This is a genomic window from Zobellia russellii, from assembly GCF_044597075.1.
Lineage (GTDB): Bacteria > Bacteroidota > Bacteroidia > Flavobacteriales > Flavobacteriaceae > Zobellia > Zobellia russellii.
Window position 1 is genome coordinate 3,896,837 of record NZ_CP139000.1, and the last position, 18,710, is coordinate 3,915,546.

Consider the following 18,710-nt stretch of genomic DNA (forward strand, 5'->3'; position numbering starts at 1 on the left):
AGTGTAGATAGATTTTTTAAACTGTTCATTTGCTGCGAAAATGATATCATTCGGCACTTTTTTCTAATCGTTAACATCTTTTTTTTAGGGAGTAACGTATTTTTTTGACGGTTTCACAACAAACAAGAAAATTGAGGTAGTATAATTCTTACCTTTAGTTTATCTTGAAGAAATGACGGATTGAAGAGCTTAAAAGAGAGATAGGTTTTATGGAGGATTTTGTGGGATATAGGGATGAAAGACCAAGTTTAAACTACGTGGAGAACCTCGTAGGTGCTCGTGATTTAGAATTTGAACGCAAATTCGTAACCCTTCTTAAATCCGAATTTTCATGGGACCTTGGTAAATATCTTTACCACATAAAGTTAGATGAACCCAGGGCCGCTGCAGAAATCGTACACAAATTAAAATATAAGATTAGCGTGCTAGGCATGGAAAAGACCTTTGCCTTTGCAGAGGAGCATAAGGAAAGGTTGCATGCGGGAGACGCAGCTTTGGATGAGGACTTTAAAAAAGTACTCAAAAAAATAAATGTTTTTTTAGATCTACTGGATTACTAACCTATAATTGCTTCACCTGAAGGTCTCTAAAGGCATCTGCCTGTAATTTTAAAAGTTCTTCGGCTTTTTTCTTTTTGTACGCGTAAACTTCCTCTTCCCGTTTTATCTCATTGTAGATTTTCTCGTTCAGAGCCGTGTCCGCTAAAAGTATTTGTTCTCGTTGTTGTATTTTTTGACGTGCCCATGTATGAACCATACTTTCTTCTTCCTCAAATTTTATATCGTAAGTTCCTTTTGGGGATAACAGTTTGGCAATAATAGGGGAGGTTTCAATAGCAAGGAACAGTAAAAATATAAAGAAAGAGGGCCACCACGGAAGCTCATTAAGAGCATTGATCCGGGCCATTAGGCCATCAAAACCATCTATTACAGGTTGGGAATTTTTAACCACTTCTGCATATTCTGCATTTAAAGCTGAAATTTCGTTTTCTATTCCCGTTATCTTTTGGGCATTGGTTTCTTTTAGAACATTCAACTCCGCCAAAGCGGCATCGTGTTTTTCACGTTTCTCTTCATAAACTGGGCCTTTGCCCAATTTTAATGTTCCGGAAGTCCCTTCTGCTTCGGTTATATAGGTGTTGTACAAAGCATCCGTTTCAGCTGTTTTGGTTAAAATTTCTTCCTTTAATTGAGTAATATCAGCATTTAGTTTTTCAATGGTTGGGGTGTACTGTAAGGCTAGCTGATTTTTATTGGCCAGTGTCATCTCATTCTTTTGTTCCAATAACACTTGATTGATTTCCTTTTCAAAAATTTTCATTTCCAACGGCTTTGAAATAACTACGGCAATGATAATTGCCAGTAGCAGACGCGGTGCAGCTTGCAAAAGTTCGTTGCCAAAACTATCCCGTTTTTTAATGGTGGAGACAATAAAGCGATCTAGATTAAAAATCAAGAGTCCCCAAATGAGACCAAAGAAAACAGCCGTGTATACATTATCAAAAACAGTATAGAGAGCATAACTACTGGCAATAAAGGCCATGAGTGCGGTAAAGAATACAGTAGCGCCAATACCGGCATATTTGTTCTGTTCGCCTTTAGAACAGGTTTTTAGAATGGAGGTGTCCGCCCCCGAGCAGAGGATAAAAAATTGCTGTACCATGATGTCCGATTTTTTTTGATGATACCCATTGCTGGGCAGATTGATGATGAATTAGACGTAAGTTACGTTTTTTGTTACAAAAAAAGCCTTCTGTTTAGAAGGCTTTAAGACACAAATGGGTTACGGTCAGTTGTTAATTATAATTGGCTTAACGGATAATTTTACCTTGGGTGGTTGATTGTTGCTTGTGCGTGTGTCTATATTTATGCTTTTGTTTTTCTTTAGTAATTGAATGGCCTTTTTAGAACTTATTTCCTTTTCGTCCAAATAGAATACGGCATCTTTCGTGGCCATTTCCTTAACATGCTCCAGAGGCGTTTTTGGTTTTGGTGGACTTTCAGGTCTTACAATGTGAATTCTGTGTTCAAACTTCTCCTCATTAAAAGTAAGGTCTGTAAGCTCTGAAATATGTACATCTTCAAAAGCAACTATTTCTTCCAGTGCGTTTTCCACGGCATGTTCCACAAGTTTCTCAATTTCAATTTTTGCTTCAGGAGGGGTAGGTGGAGTAGGGGGTTCCGGCGGCTCGGGTATATTTGGAAAAGGCTGAGCACTGGAGCGTTGTTTTGTGCTCATTTGGGCATAGAGGTAAGCCATACGGTCTAATTCTGCCTTTTGGATACGAATGCCTTTGCCCTTGGCCAACATTTTATTGTACTTTTTGGCCAATCCATTATATTCAGAAATCTCTTCTGCACAAGCTCCTTTTTTATCGCTTTTGTTTTCAGGGCATTCAGGAAATGGCTGAGCTTCGGTTTGCTGTTTTTTGGACATTTTACCATAAATAAGCTCCAAAGTCTTTATATCTTCTAGGGATACATTTCTCTTTTCCCTTGGGATAGCATTGTACTTTTTGGCCAATGCGTTATAACGGGCCACTTCCTGCTCAGTGGCTTCGCTTTGATAGGCTTGTACGGCAGAGGTTTCTTTAGGTACGGTAATCTGTTCGCTAAAGCTGAATAGGAGCATGGTAATCAAAGGCAGAACGGCGACGCTTCTTAAGACCACCGATTCTTTTGAGGTTGTTTTTTTCATGACTGTAAAACGTTTTTTGATTGATGAATAATTGATGGCGTTAGCCAGACTCGACTGATAATCTTTACCGTTTGTTGATGAGGCAAACGCTAAAAGTATATTTTGATATTTAGGGGTTGGAGTACCTTGGTTAAGAACTGCCTGATCGGCAAGGAATTCATGATTTAGTTTGATCCAGTTTTTTATGATGTATACCAGTGGGTTAAACCAAAAGATAATTTGCAATAGTTCTATAAACAGAATGTCCAAACTGTGCTTTTGTTGGGCATGCGCAGCCTCATGCAGCAGTACTTCTTGGGGAATTTCCCTTGCTTCAAATTCTTGTTTGTTCAGGAAAATGTAATTGAAAAAGGTATGGGGTACAGTAATATCACTAAGCAAAACATTAATAAAGGATTGCATCCGTAATTTTGGATTGTTGCGGATGTTAATCAGGATATGTCCTAAATTTTTAAAAAACCGAAAGGAAAAAAGTAGCACCCCTAACGAGTATATGAATAGTAAGAGGGTGGTGGTATCCAAACTAACGGACTTTTCTTCGCCTGCAGGCATTGCCATTTGGTTTGATGCCGTTGTAATGTGGTCTATTTCATGGGTCAAAGAAGGAACTTCTACATACTCCACAAACGTTATTGACGGAATTACAATGGACAGTACTAAGGCCAGAAGAAGATATATGCGTTTAAAACCGTGCATACGCTCATTCTCTAAAACTAACTTATAGAAAGCCATAAATAGGGCCAAGCAAGCGGTAGATTTTAGTAGGAAGAGAACCATGGTTATCGCTTTTTAATTTCGTTGTCTATGAGATTTCTTAAATCTTCAAGCTCCTTTCTGCTCAAGTCCGTTTCTTTGGTAAAGAAAGAAGCAAATTGCCCCGGACTATCATTAAAAAAGTTTTTAATGAGTCCGTTTACGTGTTTGGAGAAGTAGTCTTTTTTTCTGACCAATGGATAGTATTCACGGGATCGCCCTAAACTTTTGTAGGCCACAAAACCCTTGTCCGTCATTCTTTTTAAAAGGGTTGCTACAGTTGTAGTAGCGGGTTTTGGCTCAGGATATGCATCCAATAGGTCTTTCATGAAAGCTTTCTTTTGCTTCCATAAAATATTCATAAGTTCTTCTTCTGTTTTGGATAATTGCATAATACGCTGCATTTGTATTCTACAAACATAGAACATAAAATTTTATTCTACAAACGTAGAGTTGTTAATTGTTAGTTAATGTAATTTTGAACATGCGTTAGGGATAGTAATGGAAAGCCCGCATTAGCTTTTTTGCTAAGCGTACTTGTAAAGTATAGCCCGGCCCGCTTTTTAGCGGGAACGTCCTTCTTGGGATTTAAGGGATAAAAAGGGCAGTACTGTGGGACGTATTAGGGTTGAAAACTTTACATTTGGCCCCATATTTAAACGTTATGAGTGTACTTGAAGAATTAAAGGGTAGAAGTGGCAATACCTGTGAACTATGTGGTGCCACCAATGAACTTAGTGTGTACGAGGTGCCACCTGTTTCTACGGGTGGGATTGATGGTAGCCTACTGGCGTGTGCTACGTGCACTGGCCAGATTGAAAATCCTGATACTACGGATGCCAACCATTGGCGCTGTTTGAACGATAGCATGTGGAGCGAGTACGATGCTGTAAAGGTGGTGGCCTGGCGTATGCTTTCCCGTTTAAAAGCGGAGGGTTGGCCTAAAGACTTGTTGGATATGATGTATCTAGAAGATGCAACTTTGGAATGGGCGAAAGCTACTGGAGAAGGCTTGTCCGAAGCCGAAAAAATCATTCACCGGGATGTGAACGGGGTTATCTTGGAGAACGGCGATAATGTTGTGCTCGTGAAGGACCTTAAGGTAAAAGGTTCTAGTATGGTGGCCAAGCAAGGAACACCGGTACGCAGGATTTCCTTAGATCGTGAAAATGCCGAATATATTGAAGGTAAGGTTGATGGTCAACAAATTGTGATCATTACCAAATACGTAAAGAAAACATAGGAAAAAGGGAATCGGTTTTAGGCCGATTCCCTTTTTTTTACTTATTCATTTGGGTAAAGTGATGATAGAAATAAGGTATGGTCTCTATACCTTTTAGATAGTTCCAAACTCCAAAATGTTCATTGGGCGAATGAATGGCATCGCTATCCAACCCAAAGCCCATAAGAATGGTTTTACTGTTCAGTTCTTTTTCGAACAGGGCTACAATAGGAATACTACCGCCACTACGCTGTGGAATAGGCTTTTTGCCAAAAGTGGTTTCGTAGGCTTTGGAAGCCGCTTGATAGCCAATTGTGTCAATTGGTGTAACATACCCTTGTCCACCATGGTGCGGTTTTACCTTTACGGTAACCCCTTTTGGGGCAATGCTTTCAAAATGGGTTTTGAACAATTGGGTGATTTCCTGCCAATCTTGGTTGGGTACCAAACGCATGGATATTTTGGCGTAGGCCTTACTGGCTATGACTGTTTTTGCACCTTCACCGGTGTAACCGCCCCAAATACCGTTTACATCTAGCGTGGGTCGTATGCTGTTTCGTTCATTGGTGCTGTAGCCGTTTTCGCCGTCTACGGAAGTAATATCCAATGCTTTTTCATAGGCTTCTAAACTGAACGGAGCCTTGGCCATTTCTGCGCGTTCTTCTAAAGATAAGTTTTCCACCTTATCATAAAAACCGGGAATGGTAATATGGTTGTTCTCATCATGGAGCGAAGCGATCATTTTGGTAAGCGCGTTTATAGGATTGGCAACGGCACCACCGTACAGCCCAGAATGCAGGTCTCTGTTAGGTCCGGTAACCTCTACCTCTACATAACTTAGTCCGCGTAATCCTGTGGTAATGGAAGGAACATCGTTTGCGATCATTCCGGTATCGGAAATCAATATAATGTCGTTGGCAAGCTTTTCACGATTGTTAGCTACAAAAACCGCTAAGTTGTTACTGCCCACTTCTTCCTCTCCCTCGATCATAAATTTCACGTTGCAGGGCAGTTGGTCGGTTTTTACCATAAATTCCAATGCCTTAACGTGCATATACATCTGGCCTTTATCATCACAGGCTCCACGGGCGAAAATAGCGCCTTCTGGGTGTAGTTCCGTTTCCTTGATTATGGGTTCGAATGGAGGGGAGTTCCAAAGGTCTATTGGGTCCGGCGGTTGCACATCATAATGACCATAGACAAGAACCGTTGGAAGGTTGGGGTCTATTATTTTTTCGCCATAGACGATGGGATAACCATCCGTCTCACATATTTCTACCGTATCGCACCCGGCATTTTCCAGCGCGGTCTTTACTGCTTCCGAGGTGTCAAAAACATCTTGGGAGAAGGCAGAATCCGCGCTTACTGACGGAATACGAAGGAGTTGTATAAGTTCATCTAAGAACCTTTGCTTATGATTTGAAATGTATTCTTGTACGTTTTGCATGTAGCAAATTTAGAGTGTAAATTAAAAATACGAAAAAGAACGTTTTTAAGTGGTGGAAAATTTAGAGAATTAAAATTTTGCATTATATTTGCATCCCAATTTGATTGGGAGATGCAGGCGTGGTGGAATTGGTAGACACGCTAGACTTAGGATCTAGTGCCGCAAGGTGTGAGAGTTCGAGTCTCTCCGCCTGTACAAGTACAAAACCTCAACTATCTATACATTAGAATGTTGAGGTTTTTTGTATAGTAATATTTCTTAACCTTATTTTTCGGACGCTAGAATTTTTTGTTTTTCTGCTTCGTATTCATCCTTATTTATTACACCATCGTCATACAGGTCTTTTAGTTTTTTAAGTTTATCATACTTGTCAGACTCATTAATAACTACAGGAGGAGTAGAAGATTTTTGAGTACATGGTGTAACCTCACAAGTTCTAATGGCATTAATTATGTCAATATGAACTAATAGCAATCCTTTTCTTGCAACAAACTTTACACCAGTTCGTCTCTTTCCATCGTATTTTTCAATTCCGATAATTTTAAAAACTCTATTAGCTAAATGTCTGCCACCACTTTTGCTGTCATCTTGAGACATTGGTGTAGTTACATAATTAAATGAGGCGTTTGTGTCTGAACCTACATTTAGGTGTATTTCATCTTTAAGGCGATAAGTCACTCCGTTGTCTGCTTTATAAATACCTATTTGCTTTTTTTGCGCATTTCCAGAAACTACGAATAGTAAAAAAATAAATACTAAATTCCTCATTGCTAAATGGTTTGGTTTACAAAAGCAATATTACAATTAATCCAAAGTAAAAACTTACAGAATTGCGTAAATAACAAAAGTCTGTTGTCTAAAAAAAGTAGATTATAGTGAGAAAATAAAATGGACATTGTCATAGGTAAACTCTCAAAAAGTTTTTTTGAGCTTTTAGATTTACCCAAACCTAGCTTTGTGCCGATGCCACTCTAAGTTTTTTAGTTTTCTTGTACGTACGTCCATACCACAATAGTACACCGGTAACTGGTAAACTAGCGGTGAGAAGTCCAACAATAAAAACAATAATTTTGCCCACAATGCCTCCAATGGCGCCAATGTGAATATCATAGTTCATCCGGAGAATTTTATCCGAAACGTCCGCATTGCTGTATTTCCCATAAATACTAGGGGTTTCAATCTCTTCTAACGTATTCTGGTCAAAGAACCGAAAATCGGAATCATAAAAAAGACCATCACTGTTGGATACTTCTATATATACACTGGATTTTTCGGAATCCGGATAATGCAATTCAAAGCTTTTGGCTTCAGGAGATTCTTTTTGGAGCTTTACGATTAGCCTGTCTATTGGTAGTACATCGCTATTAGCGGCAAGGGCTTCGCTATTATTTTCGGGAATGATAAAACGGGCTTCTTTTTCGCCTCCTACCATCTTGTACATTCCGTATTGGAGCCAACCGTAAGAAAGAATGGAGCCGGTCAAGGCCAGGACAAAAGCTAAGGAACAGATATAGAATCCAATAATGGAATGTAGGTCAAAGTTTTTACGCTTCCATCGTGTGGTTTCTTTCCAATCAAACTTTAGCCTTTGTTTTAGGTTTTTACGCTTTTTGGGTATCCATAAAATTACTCCGGAAATTATGATGAGCATAAAAAGTAGAATAGAAACCCCAACCACTTGTTCGCCAATAGCCTTGGGTAGCCACAAGCGCATATGTCCTTTTAGAATAAAGGCAAAAAATCCTGCAAGATGGTTGTCCACCTGAATAAGTTCTCCCGTGTACGGATTTAGAAAAACACTTTGGTAAAATTCTGGTTCGGCATCGTAAAAAATAACCTCAATGGCATCATCTTTTTGTCCAAAGACAGTACCATGTACATGGTTGTCCGGAAAAATTTCCTTGGCCAATGCCCTTGCTTTTGTAGGAGTTAGCATTGCGGCCTCTTGGGGCGTAACCTTTTTATATCCGTCATACAGACTTTCAATTTCTTCCCTAAAGGTCCAACAACATCCGGTTACGGCAACAATAAAAACCACCAGACCCGTAGCCAGACCAATAACTTTGTGAAGTGTAAGAATTGAATTTCTATATTTCATAATACTGTTTATATAAATAGATTATCACCCGTTGCTCGCCAAATATTAAAAAGTATAGGTGAAATTGGCATAAAGCGCCCTTGGGGTTTGCGGTGTAATGGTGGTCCACCCCTTATAATATTCTTTGTTGAATACGTTGTTCAATTTCAAACCAATACGATATTTGTCCGCTTGATAGAAGACAGAAGCATTCGCAATGGTATAACTTGGTAATATGAACTCTCCTGTTGATGCGTAGTTAATGGCAAAACGTTCACTGGCGCCATTAAAACCAAATCCAAGCCCAAAACCGTCTAGAGAACCATTCTGAAATTCGTAATTGGCCCATAGGTTGTATACGGTTTCCGGCCCTGCTTCCAAAGGTCTTCGGTTAAGTATTTCGGCATTGTCGGATACTGTGGTCTCACTGTCGTTATTGCTGTAACCGGCCCTAATACTTAAGCCGTTAACAGGGTTGGCGTTAACTTCTATCTCAAAGCCTTTGCTTTCAACTTCGCCTCCTTGGATTTTATTAAATGGCGATGCTGGATCCGTAATTACCCTGTCTTTTACGTTTATGTCATAATAACTAATTGTAGCGTTGAGACGGTTGTTGAAAAGGTTGGTCTTTATGCCGAATTCTAGCTGATTGGCTTGCTCAGGGTCAAAGGTTTTTAAGGTTTGTGGGCCTGCATTTACATCGCCAACTAAAGCAGGTGCTACATTGGTAAAGCCGTTTTGGTAATTGGCAAAGACCGATAATTTGTCCTGGATCGGTTGGTACAACAAGCCAAATTTAGGAGAGAAAGCCGTTTGGTCAAAATCATCTTCCAATGTGGCCAAATCACCTTCATTATCAAAAACATCCAAACGCAAACCTACCATAGCCGATAACGAAGGGGTAATGTTCAATACATCTGCGGCGTAAGCGCTGTAGATGTGCGATTTGGATTTTATATTACTTACACCCTGTGAAGCAAGTGCGGCATCTACCCCGGCCGTGGACAAAGGGAAGAGGTCTTCTTCTACCTCTGGCGTAAACGGATTGTCTCCGTTTGAGCCACCTTCGGGAGTGATATTGCCATAGAAAGCATACCCTGTACTATTGTCCGTTTGGGTAGAGTTGTAGTAATCAATACCAAAAACAAGTTTATTCTGCATACAGGCCAGTTTAAAGTTTCCGATAAAATTTTGCTGAATATCCGTAGTTTGGGTATTTGCATTTTGCTTGCTTATGTACCGGGTAAAAGTGTCGTTGCCTAGCACACCAAAATCGAATAAATAAGAATAGTAACCACGGGTTGAAGTAGAACTTTTGGAAAGAATGGTCTGTGATTGCCAAGAATCCGATAGTTTATAATCCATTTCTATACGGTAGTTCTGGGTGGGATTTTCCAGAGAAAGGTCGTTGCTTGTAAAGGACAATTTATTGTTGTACCCTAGTTCTTCTAGATTGGCCGATTCTGTTGGAGCGCTCCGGTTTAGGAACAAGAACATGGGGTTGGTTTGTTCTGCCTGTGAAATTTCTCCGTAGAATGAAAATGATAGTTTATTATTTACGCGATAGGAGAGGGATGGAGCCACAAAGAAAGACTTTCTAAATCCGGCGTCCTGAAAACTTTGTTCCGTGGCATAGGAGGTATTCAATCTAAAATAAATATTGTTGGCCTTATCTAGCGGGGTGTTGAAATCACCACTAATTTGATTAAAGCCATAGGTGCCCGAGGTAAAGGACAATTCGCCGCCCGTACCTACATACGGTTTTTTGGTAACAACATTTATTAGACCGCCATAGGAAGTTACGGCATTACCGAAAAGCGTTGCCGATGGGCCTTTTATAACTTCTATGCGCTCAATGTTGGCGGCATTGATGGTTCCGTTGGTAAGACCTGGCAATCCATTTACCAACTGGGGTTGCACAGAAAATCCGCGAAGCGAATAATAACCGGCACCGTCACCACCACGGCCTGTGGAAGTCCATAGTTTTTCAACACCTACGGCACTCTTTAGGGCATCTTCAAAGGTTGTAGTAACTTGGGATTTTAATAAATCTGTAGTTATGGTGCTATACACCTGTGTATTTTCTAGGTCTTTAAGAGGCAGTTTGGCCACGTAGGCCGTTTCTTTTCTAGAAAACTTGTTGCGCCTTTCTCCTTTTACGACCACTTCACTTAATATTTCATTTCCCTCATAGAGCGTAATGCTTCCTAGGTCTTTGGTTTCGTTTGCAATAACGGTTAGAGTCAATTCTTTGGTCTTAAAACCAAGGTAGGATATGGTCAATATATGCTCTCCGGTGCTGATGTCTTGAATTTCAAAACTGCCGTCTTCATTGGTATACGCTCCCACGTTGCTGTTCTTGATTGATACGTTCACCCCCATAAGAGGGGTTTGGGAGTTATCTGTAATGATTCCTTCAATTTTACCGACTTGAGCGAACGATGAGGTTAAGGAGGAAAAAACAAGAATTACCGTAAGTAGTTGTCTCATGCTTATTTAGACTAAATATGAATAATTGATTTCGGCAAAAGTAATTTTTTGCGTAAAACCTACAAAAATTATTTAGATTTAATTTAAATAAAGGGTTTCTTGAGTGGAAAATTATATTTTATACAGCGGTGCAGGTACAACTAAATGTTGATAGATATTTACATTGCAAAAGTATGAGTATAGCTTGAGTCTTGCCGATGGGAAAGTTTATAGACTTTTTCTAGTGTACGCCTTCCGTTTAGCATATAGTCACCCACATAATCCAGATGATGTTTGTTTTCATTTAGTAATATATTGAAATCAGATGAGAAAAGTACATCCTCTTCAATTTCCTTACATAGCTGACATAACCTTGCGCCTGTATTCAGAACGGTACCGTGAAAGGCAATGTCTCTTTTGTAATCGCCAACTTCGGCAATGGCAACGCAGCCATAGCTAACACCAACCTTAAATTTGGGGACAATTCCGTAATTTCTTAAGAAACTGTCCTGAGCATTGAGCAGCGAATTATGAAAATCTAAATACAGATCAATGCATTTTTGAGCAGCATTGGGGTCAGAGATTCTCCATGTAAGAACAGCCTCGTCGCCCACATATTGATAGACTTCGGCATTATAATTCTCGATATGGCTAGTCAGTTTTACAAAACACTCCTGAATAAGCCTGCTGTACTTTAAATGTCCAATTTCTTCAGCTATAGTGGTTGACTTGTTAAGGTCTAAAAACATAAAAATTCGTTTGTCTTCCTTGGGTTTGAAATACGTACCCATTATGATGTCATACAGATTGGTAGATCCAAATTTTCTAGACACCTGAAAGTATACACTAAAATGAAAACTTACTACAAAGAAGTATATCGTATAGACTAAGTTAAGGGATGTGGTCAAGTAACTATAATGTTTATTTACAGCTTCATTAGGACTTAAGGGCAGTAGTTCTCTTATAAAATAGGAACTGCCCAAATGAAGTATAAAGATGACCGTGAACTGTAAAACGGTTTTAAATAGTACAACGATGGCAAATGGATAGTCACGAATCATTGTCCGCATGAACAAAACTTCACTTATGCCAATGGTTAAGCAATACAAAGTTGTGATAGGAACAATTACCGAAAAAGTGTACTCTAGATACGGTAGCCAATCTCCTTTTTCAAAAACCTTGATGTTAAGAACAACATCAAATGCTATGATAGCAAAAAGCCACATCAGAGCTAGTGTTAATACCCTGATGATTTGTTTTTTCTTCATATGGAGTTAGGCAATGACCTGATTAAAATGCAAATCTTTTTATTCTTTTAAACTCTCTACAGTTGGAACTACCAATTGATCGGTTCTGTACAGATAAGTGGTTTCTTTATTTTCATAATTTGCATAGGCGTCTATCAATGTAGATTGGGCATTCTGCGCCATGGCTTGTGCATCTAATAAATCGGTTAAATTACTTAAGCCGTTATCATAATTGTCTCTGTTCACTTTTAAGTTTTCTTCTGCCAATTGCTTGTTTTCCAATGCATATTGAATTTGTTCGTGTGCATTCAATAAATCATACCAACTTTGGGTAATAGCCACTTTTAATTGGTCTATACCATCCATTCGGTTGTTCTGGGCTATTTCTTCTTGTATTCTTTCTTGCTTAAGTCTTTGCTTACCGCCGCCCCACCAATCTGAAATGGGGATACTTAAAGAACCAAAGGCAAAGCCGGTAAACTGGCTATCCAAATCATCATCAAAAGCACCAAATTCAACGGCACTCACTCCTACCGCTAAAGAAGGTAACATATCTGCTTTTGCCATTTTAGTCTGTAGGCTACTTGCCGTTATAGACTTTTCAAGAAGTTCATAATTACTGTTACCAGTAAGATCCATATCTGGCTCGGTATACATAAAATCAGGAACCAACGTTTGATCAAAATCTGCAGCGGCTTTCATGTTTGGTGAATATGCCACGCCTACATAAAGAGAAAAATCCAGCAATGCGAGTTTGCGCATATTCTCCAATCTACTTTTATTTAAAAGCAATTCGCTACGGTTGACCTTTACCTGTAACAATTGATTTTTGGCAATAAGACCCGCTTCCAATAGATCCTGCTGTTGCTTTAAAAGTTCATCTAGATAAATCTCATTGGTCTCTACCACTTTTTGTTGCTCTTGTATTTGTACCAATTGCCAAAACTTATTTTCGGTTACCAACAAAACGCTATCTACCGCTTGTTCCGCCCTAATTTGAGAAGTCTCCAGTTGTATATCTGCCAATGCATTGGAGTTTCTAATTTTTCCGCCTGCATAAATTACTTCGGTTGCCGTTGCACTGGCATTATATAAGTTATCTATACCATTGGGAAGAAAACCCTCTATAGGACCAATGAGATCATTAGGCGCATATAGCCCAAGTGCACTAGCCTCTACATTAGGAAAATAGTTTGCCACCATTTCCCGTTTAAAGGCTTCTGATTTCTCTATGGTCAGCAAACCGTTCTTAATGGCATTACTATGCTTTAAAGCGGCTTCTTTACTTTCTTCCAATGAAATTTGTTGGGCAAAAACATTTCCTAATATAGCTACGAAACAAAATATCGTTAAAAAGCTACGTGATTTACCAACCTTGGATAAATAAGTATTTATGTGTTTCATTACTTAAATTCTACTATTAAACATTAGTGTTGACCACTTCTTCCGTGGTAGTCTCGTTATCCTCTTTTCTAAAGAACAACCAATACAGCACGGGAAGAACAAATAAAGTAAGTACCATGGAGAACATGAGTCCGAATGCAATTACGGTACCCAACGGTCCCCATAAACTAGAGCGACTAACGATCATAGGTATTACCCCAACAGCTGCTGCGGAGGATGTCAAGAAAATGGGGCGCATACGCCTTTCCGCTGCCAGAATAGCGGCTTTTTTAACACTGTAGCCATGTTCATGCCTTAACTCATCAGCATAATCAATTAATATAATTCCGTTTCTTACTACAATACCACATAGCGCCAAAAGACCAAGAAATGAGGTAAATCCAAAAGGATACTGCATCAATATCAATCCTAAAGCCGCACCAAAAATGCTCAATGGCATGGTGATAAAACTTAAAAGTGCGTGCATAAAGTTTTTAAAGTGCCATAGCAGTATCAAGAAAATCAATACCACACTAAGCATAAGGGAAAGTCCCATTGGTTTATTGTTCTCTATTTGCAGCTCATACTCACCACCATACTCTATTCTGATATCCTCCGGAAAGGTGATCTCATCAATATGAGGTATCATTTCTGCGAGTACCTCATTGGCAACCGCATCTTTGGTAATATCTACACGAACGGTAAGGCAACGGTTTCCATTTCTATTGGTAATTTGTTCTTGAGACCATTGCGGAGTAATCTCTGCTACTTGTCGTAAAGGAACCTTTGCTTGTTTCTGAGCAGAAATTATGGATAGCTGACGCAGATCCGATACATTTTGGCGATGCTGATTCTCACTTTTGATCTTCACATCTATAGTATACTCCTCATCCCAAACCTCGGTAGCTTTTAAACCCGTAGTGTTCACTGCAACGGCATTGGCAATATCCCTGTTGTTTAGACCTAGCCTTGCAGCTTCATTCTGCTTAACATCCATTTTAACAGCTTCTTTCATACTGCCAAAGTCAGTTCTGCTCCAAAGTGTTTTTGGTGTATTACGTGCAATATTGATTATGGTATCGCCATACTTTTTAAGCTGATCAACTTCAGTACCATACAACCTTACCTCTATAGGCGCGTTTGCACCTGCCATATCCAATTGCTTCATTCTTAAATATGCATTTGGATACATATCCGCATATTTTTCATCATACTCGTTCAAAACCTCAACCGTAGCATCGTCAGATATGGTGGTTACCAAAATTTGCGCATAGTTTTTTGCTGGCAGGTTTGGTGCATACAGCGTATGGAAACGAGGAGAACTTTGACCAATAAAACTGGTGTAAAATGCTACACGTTCATCGGCTTTTAATACTTTCTCCAATCCGTTTACCACCTTGGTAGTTTCATCTAGACTACTCCCTGGGTTTAAATTGATCTCTATTGAGAATTGATTACGTTCCACTTTTGGAAATAACTGCTGGCTAATGCCTCCAAAAAGCAATACACCTACCACTACTGCCGCAATACCTAAACCAATGGTCAATTTATAACGCTCCATGGCTTTGTTGACCGCATTATCAAAAAAGGACTGCAGTCTGTCCAACATAGATTTTTTATCATCTTGTCCTTTTTCTTGAGGGTTATCATGTAATCCCTTTTTTATGAAAAGTGAATTAATGAAAGGCACCAATAAAATAGATATGATCAAGGATAATGTAAGCGCAATAATTATAACGTACGGAAATGCACTAATAAAATCTGATGCTACACCTTCCATGAAGAACAACAACGGATAAAATGTTGCCGAGATAGCCAATGTTGCGGTAAATACAGATGGAAAAAGCTCTTTGGCGCTACTAACGGCAGCTTCAGGTATTGACATACCCTCATCAAGTTTCTCTACATAATTATCTATAATTACAATAGGATCATCTACCACAATACCCAGCACCACAATAAGCGCCGCTAACGTTACCGTATTCAGTTCTATTCCCATAAAATACATTATGGCAAGTGTTGCAGAAATGGTAATAGGTATGGTTGCTGCCGCTACCGATGCCACCCTGAACGGAAGCAATATTAGGGTAACGATGATTACACCGATCAAGGCATAACCAAACTCTTTCATAAAATGGCTTATAGAATGATCCACCACTTCTGGCTGATTCGCAATTTTTGTAATGGTAATATCACTTGGCAATTCACTGATCACCTTTTCTAATCGCTCATCTATTTCTTCACCAAATTGAACAATGTTGCCTTTCTTCGCCATTTCTAAAGTAATGATCATACCCTTAGAGCCGCTTATGGTCAAATAAGAATCTGGATCATCATATTCACGAACAACACGGGCAACATCTCGTACACGTATGATATTTCCGTTTTCTTCCGTTTTTATGGATTGATTGGCAATATCGGCTTCGGTCTTCAAAGAAGTTTCAAGATAGATAGGTCTTTCCCTTTCCGAATTTTCCAAGGTACCCGCACTAACCACGGCACCTTGATTTTGTAAACTGTTGGAAATACTGCTAGGCGTTATGCCATAACTAGCCAATTTATCTTGATCCACATACACGGCAATTTGCTCTGTAAGTCCGCCAGAATGCGAAATTTTAGCCATGTTATCTATCTGTCGTAATTCATCTTCAATATCCTCTACATGGCGTTGTAGATCTTTGTAAGGTCTGGTATCTGATTGTACACCAAGAATTAAGGCTGCCGTACTACCAAAATCACTGTTCACCATAACACCCTGAACTTCTCTAGGAAGCTCAAGCTGTTGAAAGATCAACACCTCTGACTTTAGCTTATTCCAAAACTGTTCAGTAGCATTATGGTCTATTTTGTCCGATATCTCTACATAGATGTACATTAGACCATCTTTAGAATACGAATAGGTCTTGGTCTTGTCAACCTCATTGTACCCAAATAAAAACTCTTCTACTTTTGAGGTCAATTCTTGCTCTACCTTTTCAGAAGAGGCACCCGGATACGACCCAATAATAAGACCTTGTCTTATGGTAAAGTCGGGGAATTCGTTTCTAGGCATGTTAAAAAGCCCATAAGCACCCATTAGTACCAAGCATAACGCAAGTACTATAGGAAATGTAGAATGTTTAAAGGCCCAATCTATGGCTCCGCTTTTTTTCTTCATCTTAAAAACTACTTAGCGTCATTAACAATTTCTACCGGTGTACTCTGTGTTAGTTTGTGATAACCAGATATAATAAGATGATCTCCTTTGGCAAGTCCCTTTTTAACCACTATACCACTATCATACAATTCGCCAGTTTCTATATACTTTCTTTCCGCGATACCATTGTCAACTATATATACATACTGTTTACCATCTTCGGTAACCGCAATACTTTCTGAAGGAATTACGATAACCTCTTTTACATTTTTATTCTGGTCTACCTTATCCTGTAAACGCACATTACAGGTCATACCAGGTTTTATCTGTTTATCGGGATTGTTCAATTTTACATATGCCGTATACACAGGTGAGCCTTGATTGGATTGTATGGAAACTTCATCCACAATTCCTATAACTGATTTATCCAATGTTGGGAGATTTACATTTGCAGAATCACCTTTTGTTATGGAATTGATTTCTCCATCAGGTATTGGAAATACAGCTTTTACGGCATTGATATTCACGATCTCCACTACCGGTTGACCAGGTTGCGCCAAATCACCAACATCCATCATTTTGTCACTTACATACCCGTCCATTGGGGCATAAAGTTTTGCATGGCGTACATTTTCATAGGTCATTTTTGCAGCTGCCTGTGCCTGTTCATATTGTGATCTAGCTTCTAACATTCTTATCTCTGCAATACTTCCTTTTTGGAAAACATTATTGATACGCTCGTAATTTTCTTTTGCCAAACGCACCTGGGCAAGTTGTTGTTCATATTGACTAGAGTAAATAGTAGCATCAATTTGCGCGATCAATTGGTTCTTCTTTACAAAGTCGCCAATAGATACAGGAACATGTACTACATTACCAGATACTTGAAAACTAGACTTTATAGCTACATCTGCTTCTATTGTACCATTATAAGCTACTTTACTTTGAGAATTATTGGTATTGAGACCAACGTTCATAACCTCCACCTTAATAGTTTTATTCACCTTGGGTTTTTCTTCGTTACCACAGCTTATAGTTAATAGTACCAAAAAAACAATTGAAAGACTTTTTGGTAGATACCACAGGTATTTTTTCTTCATACCAAATTCAGATTTACGCATCATATTAGAATTATCTATTTTGAGGCGCAAAGTTAACGTAGCATCTAATCGCAAAAATGGTAATTAAATATCCTATTATGGTATTATTAGAACATTATAACATAAAAAAGCACTATTTAGCTCATAAAATGGTAGTTTTAAATAAATAAATACCATTTTTTATGGAAGATATACCACAAATTGGAATACCGGAACTGTATGCTGATTACGCAAATCAAAAGAGTAGCACACAGCCGAAATTTATTTTACTGAAGCCTGAAAATATGCCCGAATACATAAAAAGTGGCAATCCGTTTAGAAACGTTAACTACGGTATCTCATTTTTTGTGGAAAGCAATAGTGAACTAAATATTGATTTCAATAGTTACAAACCCAAAAAAAACACGGTTTATTTTGGAAGCCCCGGGCAAGTATTCGCCATTAACGGTGAGTTTACAGAAGGTATTGGCGTACTCTTTCAAGCAGACTTTATATTAAGACATGGAGCACAACAATGGTTACAATCCTTACCCATTTTCAATAGATTTTTAAGTGAGCCTTTTATTGAATTATCAGAAGAAGATTTACTGATGTTTCAACGACTTATAAATGAAATGGACACAGAATATGTGAATGATGATTTTTTAAAGTATGAAATGCTTGAAGCTCAACTCACCCAAGTCCTCGTAAAACTATCAAGACTTTACCGAGCATCAAAAGAAAGTAAAATAAGTGTTGACACCCAGCATATGATGACCTTAGAATCTTTAATAAACAAACAGTTTAAAAACAATAGAAGTGTGGTAGATTATGCCGCACAATTATATATGACGCCCCAAAACCTTAACCGCATTACCAAAAAGGCTATGGGCAAGAGCGTAAGTGAACTGATCAATGAAAAGTTGATCATAGAAATAAAAAGGTATCTAGTATATACCGATATGAGTAGCGAAGAAATTGCCCATTTCTTCAATTTTTATGACAATTCATACTTTACAAAAACATTTAAAAAAGCTGTAGGCGAAACCCCTAAAGCCTTTAGAAAGAAGCAGAAGGAACTACTAAATGTAGATGGTTAATTTATTATTTCTTATTGTGATTGTAAATAGGGTCGAAAAATAAAAAAGCCACTCAACATACAATTGAGTGGCTTTTGGCACTTGGCTAAAACAAATATAA

The 18,710-nt window shown here is 38.7% G+C and carries 14 protein-coding genes and 1 tRNA gene; 4 read left to right on the forward strand and 11 right to left on the reverse strand.

What is annotated here, in order from left to right; translation table 11 throughout:
• Positions 1-209: 209 nt before the first annotated feature.
• Complete coding sequence (locus SJY45_RS15950) at positions 210-560, forward strand: Hpt domain-containing protein (protein WP_289038708.1); 351 nt, start codon at positions 210-212, stop codon at positions 558-560.
• Position 561: 1 nt separating this feature from the next.
• Here SJY45_RS15950 and SJY45_RS15955 read toward each other — a convergent pair whose 3' ends face one another.
• From SJY45_RS15955 to SJY45_RS15965, 3 genes are all read right to left on the reverse strand, one after another.
• Positions 562-1,662, reverse strand: a complete 1,101-nt coding sequence (locus SJY45_RS15955) for a DUF4407 domain-containing protein (protein WP_400072015.1) — start codon at positions 1,660-1,662, stop codon at positions 562-564.
• A gap of 126 nt (positions 1,663-1,788) precedes the next feature.
• Positions 1,789-3,474 carry a M56 family metallopeptidase gene (locus tag SJY45_RS15960; RefSeq protein ID WP_400072017.1) on the reverse strand — a complete coding sequence of 562 codons (1,686 nt, stop codon included), beginning with the start codon at positions 3,472-3,474 and terminating at the stop codon, positions 1,789-1,791.
• Positions 3,475-3,476: 2 nt separating this feature from the next.
• Positions 3,477-3,842, reverse strand: a complete 366-nt coding sequence (locus SJY45_RS15965; RefSeq protein WP_215913018.1) for a BlaI/MecI/CopY family transcriptional regulator — start codon at positions 3,840-3,842, stop codon at positions 3,477-3,479.
• Positions 3,843-4,114: 272 nt separating this feature from the next.
• On the opposite strand from SJY45_RS15965, the gene SJY45_RS15970 reads away from it, so the two are divergent.
• Positions 4,115-4,693: an alkylphosphonate utilization protein gene (locus SJY45_RS15970; protein ID WP_303405101.1), complete on the forward strand. Its 579-nt coding sequence runs from the start codon at positions 4,115-4,117 to the stop codon at positions 4,691-4,693.
• 37 nt (positions 4,694-4,730) lie between these two features.
• On the opposite strand, the gene SJY45_RS15975 is transcribed toward SJY45_RS15970, so the two are convergent.
• Positions 4,731-6,119, reverse strand: coding sequence for a dipeptidase (locus SJY45_RS15975; protein ID WP_400072020.1), 1,389 nt, complete (start codon positions 6,117-6,119; stop codon positions 4,731-4,733).
• 113 nt (positions 6,120-6,232) lie between these two features.
• Here SJY45_RS15975 and SJY45_RS15980 point away from each other — a divergent pair.
• Positions 6,233-6,314 (forward strand) — tRNA-Leu (locus SJY45_RS15980).
• 69 nt (positions 6,315-6,383) lie between these two features.
• Here SJY45_RS15980 and SJY45_RS15985 read toward each other — a convergent pair.
• The 7 genes from SJY45_RS15985 to SJY45_RS16015 all read right to left on the reverse strand — a co-directional run bounded on the left by SJY45_RS15985 (position 6,384) and on the right by SJY45_RS16015 (position 17,555).
• Positions 6,384-6,887 (reverse strand): SHOCT domain-containing protein, encoded by a 504-nt coding sequence (locus SJY45_RS15985; RefSeq protein ID WP_400072022.1) that lies wholly within the window; start codon positions 6,885-6,887, stop codon positions 6,384-6,386.
• Positions 6,888-7,068: 181 nt separating this feature from the next.
• Complete coding sequence (locus SJY45_RS15990) at positions 7,069-8,217, reverse strand: PepSY-associated TM helix domain-containing protein (RefSeq protein ID WP_400072024.1); 1,149 nt, start codon at positions 8,215-8,217, stop codon at positions 7,069-7,071.
• A gap of 45 nt (positions 8,218-8,262) precedes the next feature.
• Positions 8,263-10,686, reverse strand: coding sequence for a TonB-dependent siderophore receptor (locus SJY45_RS15995; RefSeq protein WP_400072026.1), 2,424 nt, complete (start codon positions 10,684-10,686; stop codon positions 8,263-8,265).
• A gap of 158 nt (positions 10,687-10,844) precedes the next feature.
• The gene (locus SJY45_RS16000; protein WP_400072028.1) at positions 10,845-11,933 is read right to left on the reverse strand and encodes an adenylate/guanylate cyclase domain-containing protein; all 1,089 of its coding nucleotides are present in this window, start codon (positions 11,931-11,933) and stop codon (positions 10,845-10,847) included.
• A 39-nt stretch (positions 11,934-11,972) separates the two neighbouring features.
• The gene (locus SJY45_RS16005; RefSeq protein WP_400072030.1) at positions 11,973-13,316 is read right to left on the reverse strand and encodes a TolC family protein; all 1,344 of its coding nucleotides are present in this window, start codon (positions 13,314-13,316) and stop codon (positions 11,973-11,975) included.
• Between the two features lie 16 nt (positions 13,317-13,332).
• Positions 13,333-16,452 carry an efflux RND transporter permease subunit gene (locus tag SJY45_RS16010; RefSeq protein ID WP_400072032.1) on the reverse strand — a complete coding sequence of 1,040 codons (3,120 nt, stop codon included), beginning with the start codon at positions 16,450-16,452 and terminating at the stop codon, positions 13,333-13,335.
• A gap of 8 nt (positions 16,453-16,460) precedes the next feature.
• Positions 16,461-17,555 (reverse strand): efflux RND transporter periplasmic adaptor subunit, encoded by a 1,095-nt coding sequence (locus tag SJY45_RS16015; protein ID WP_400072034.1) that lies wholly within the window; start codon positions 17,553-17,555, stop codon positions 16,461-16,463.
• Positions 17,556-17,713: 158 nt separating this feature from the next.
• On the opposite strand from SJY45_RS16015, the gene SJY45_RS16020 reads away from it, so the two are divergent.
• On the forward strand, positions 17,714-18,610 hold the full coding sequence (locus SJY45_RS16020) for a helix-turn-helix domain-containing protein (RefSeq protein WP_400072036.1): 897 nt from the start codon (positions 17,714-17,716) through the stop codon (positions 18,608-18,610).
• The last annotated feature ends 100 nt before the right edge of the window (positions 18,611-18,710 follow it).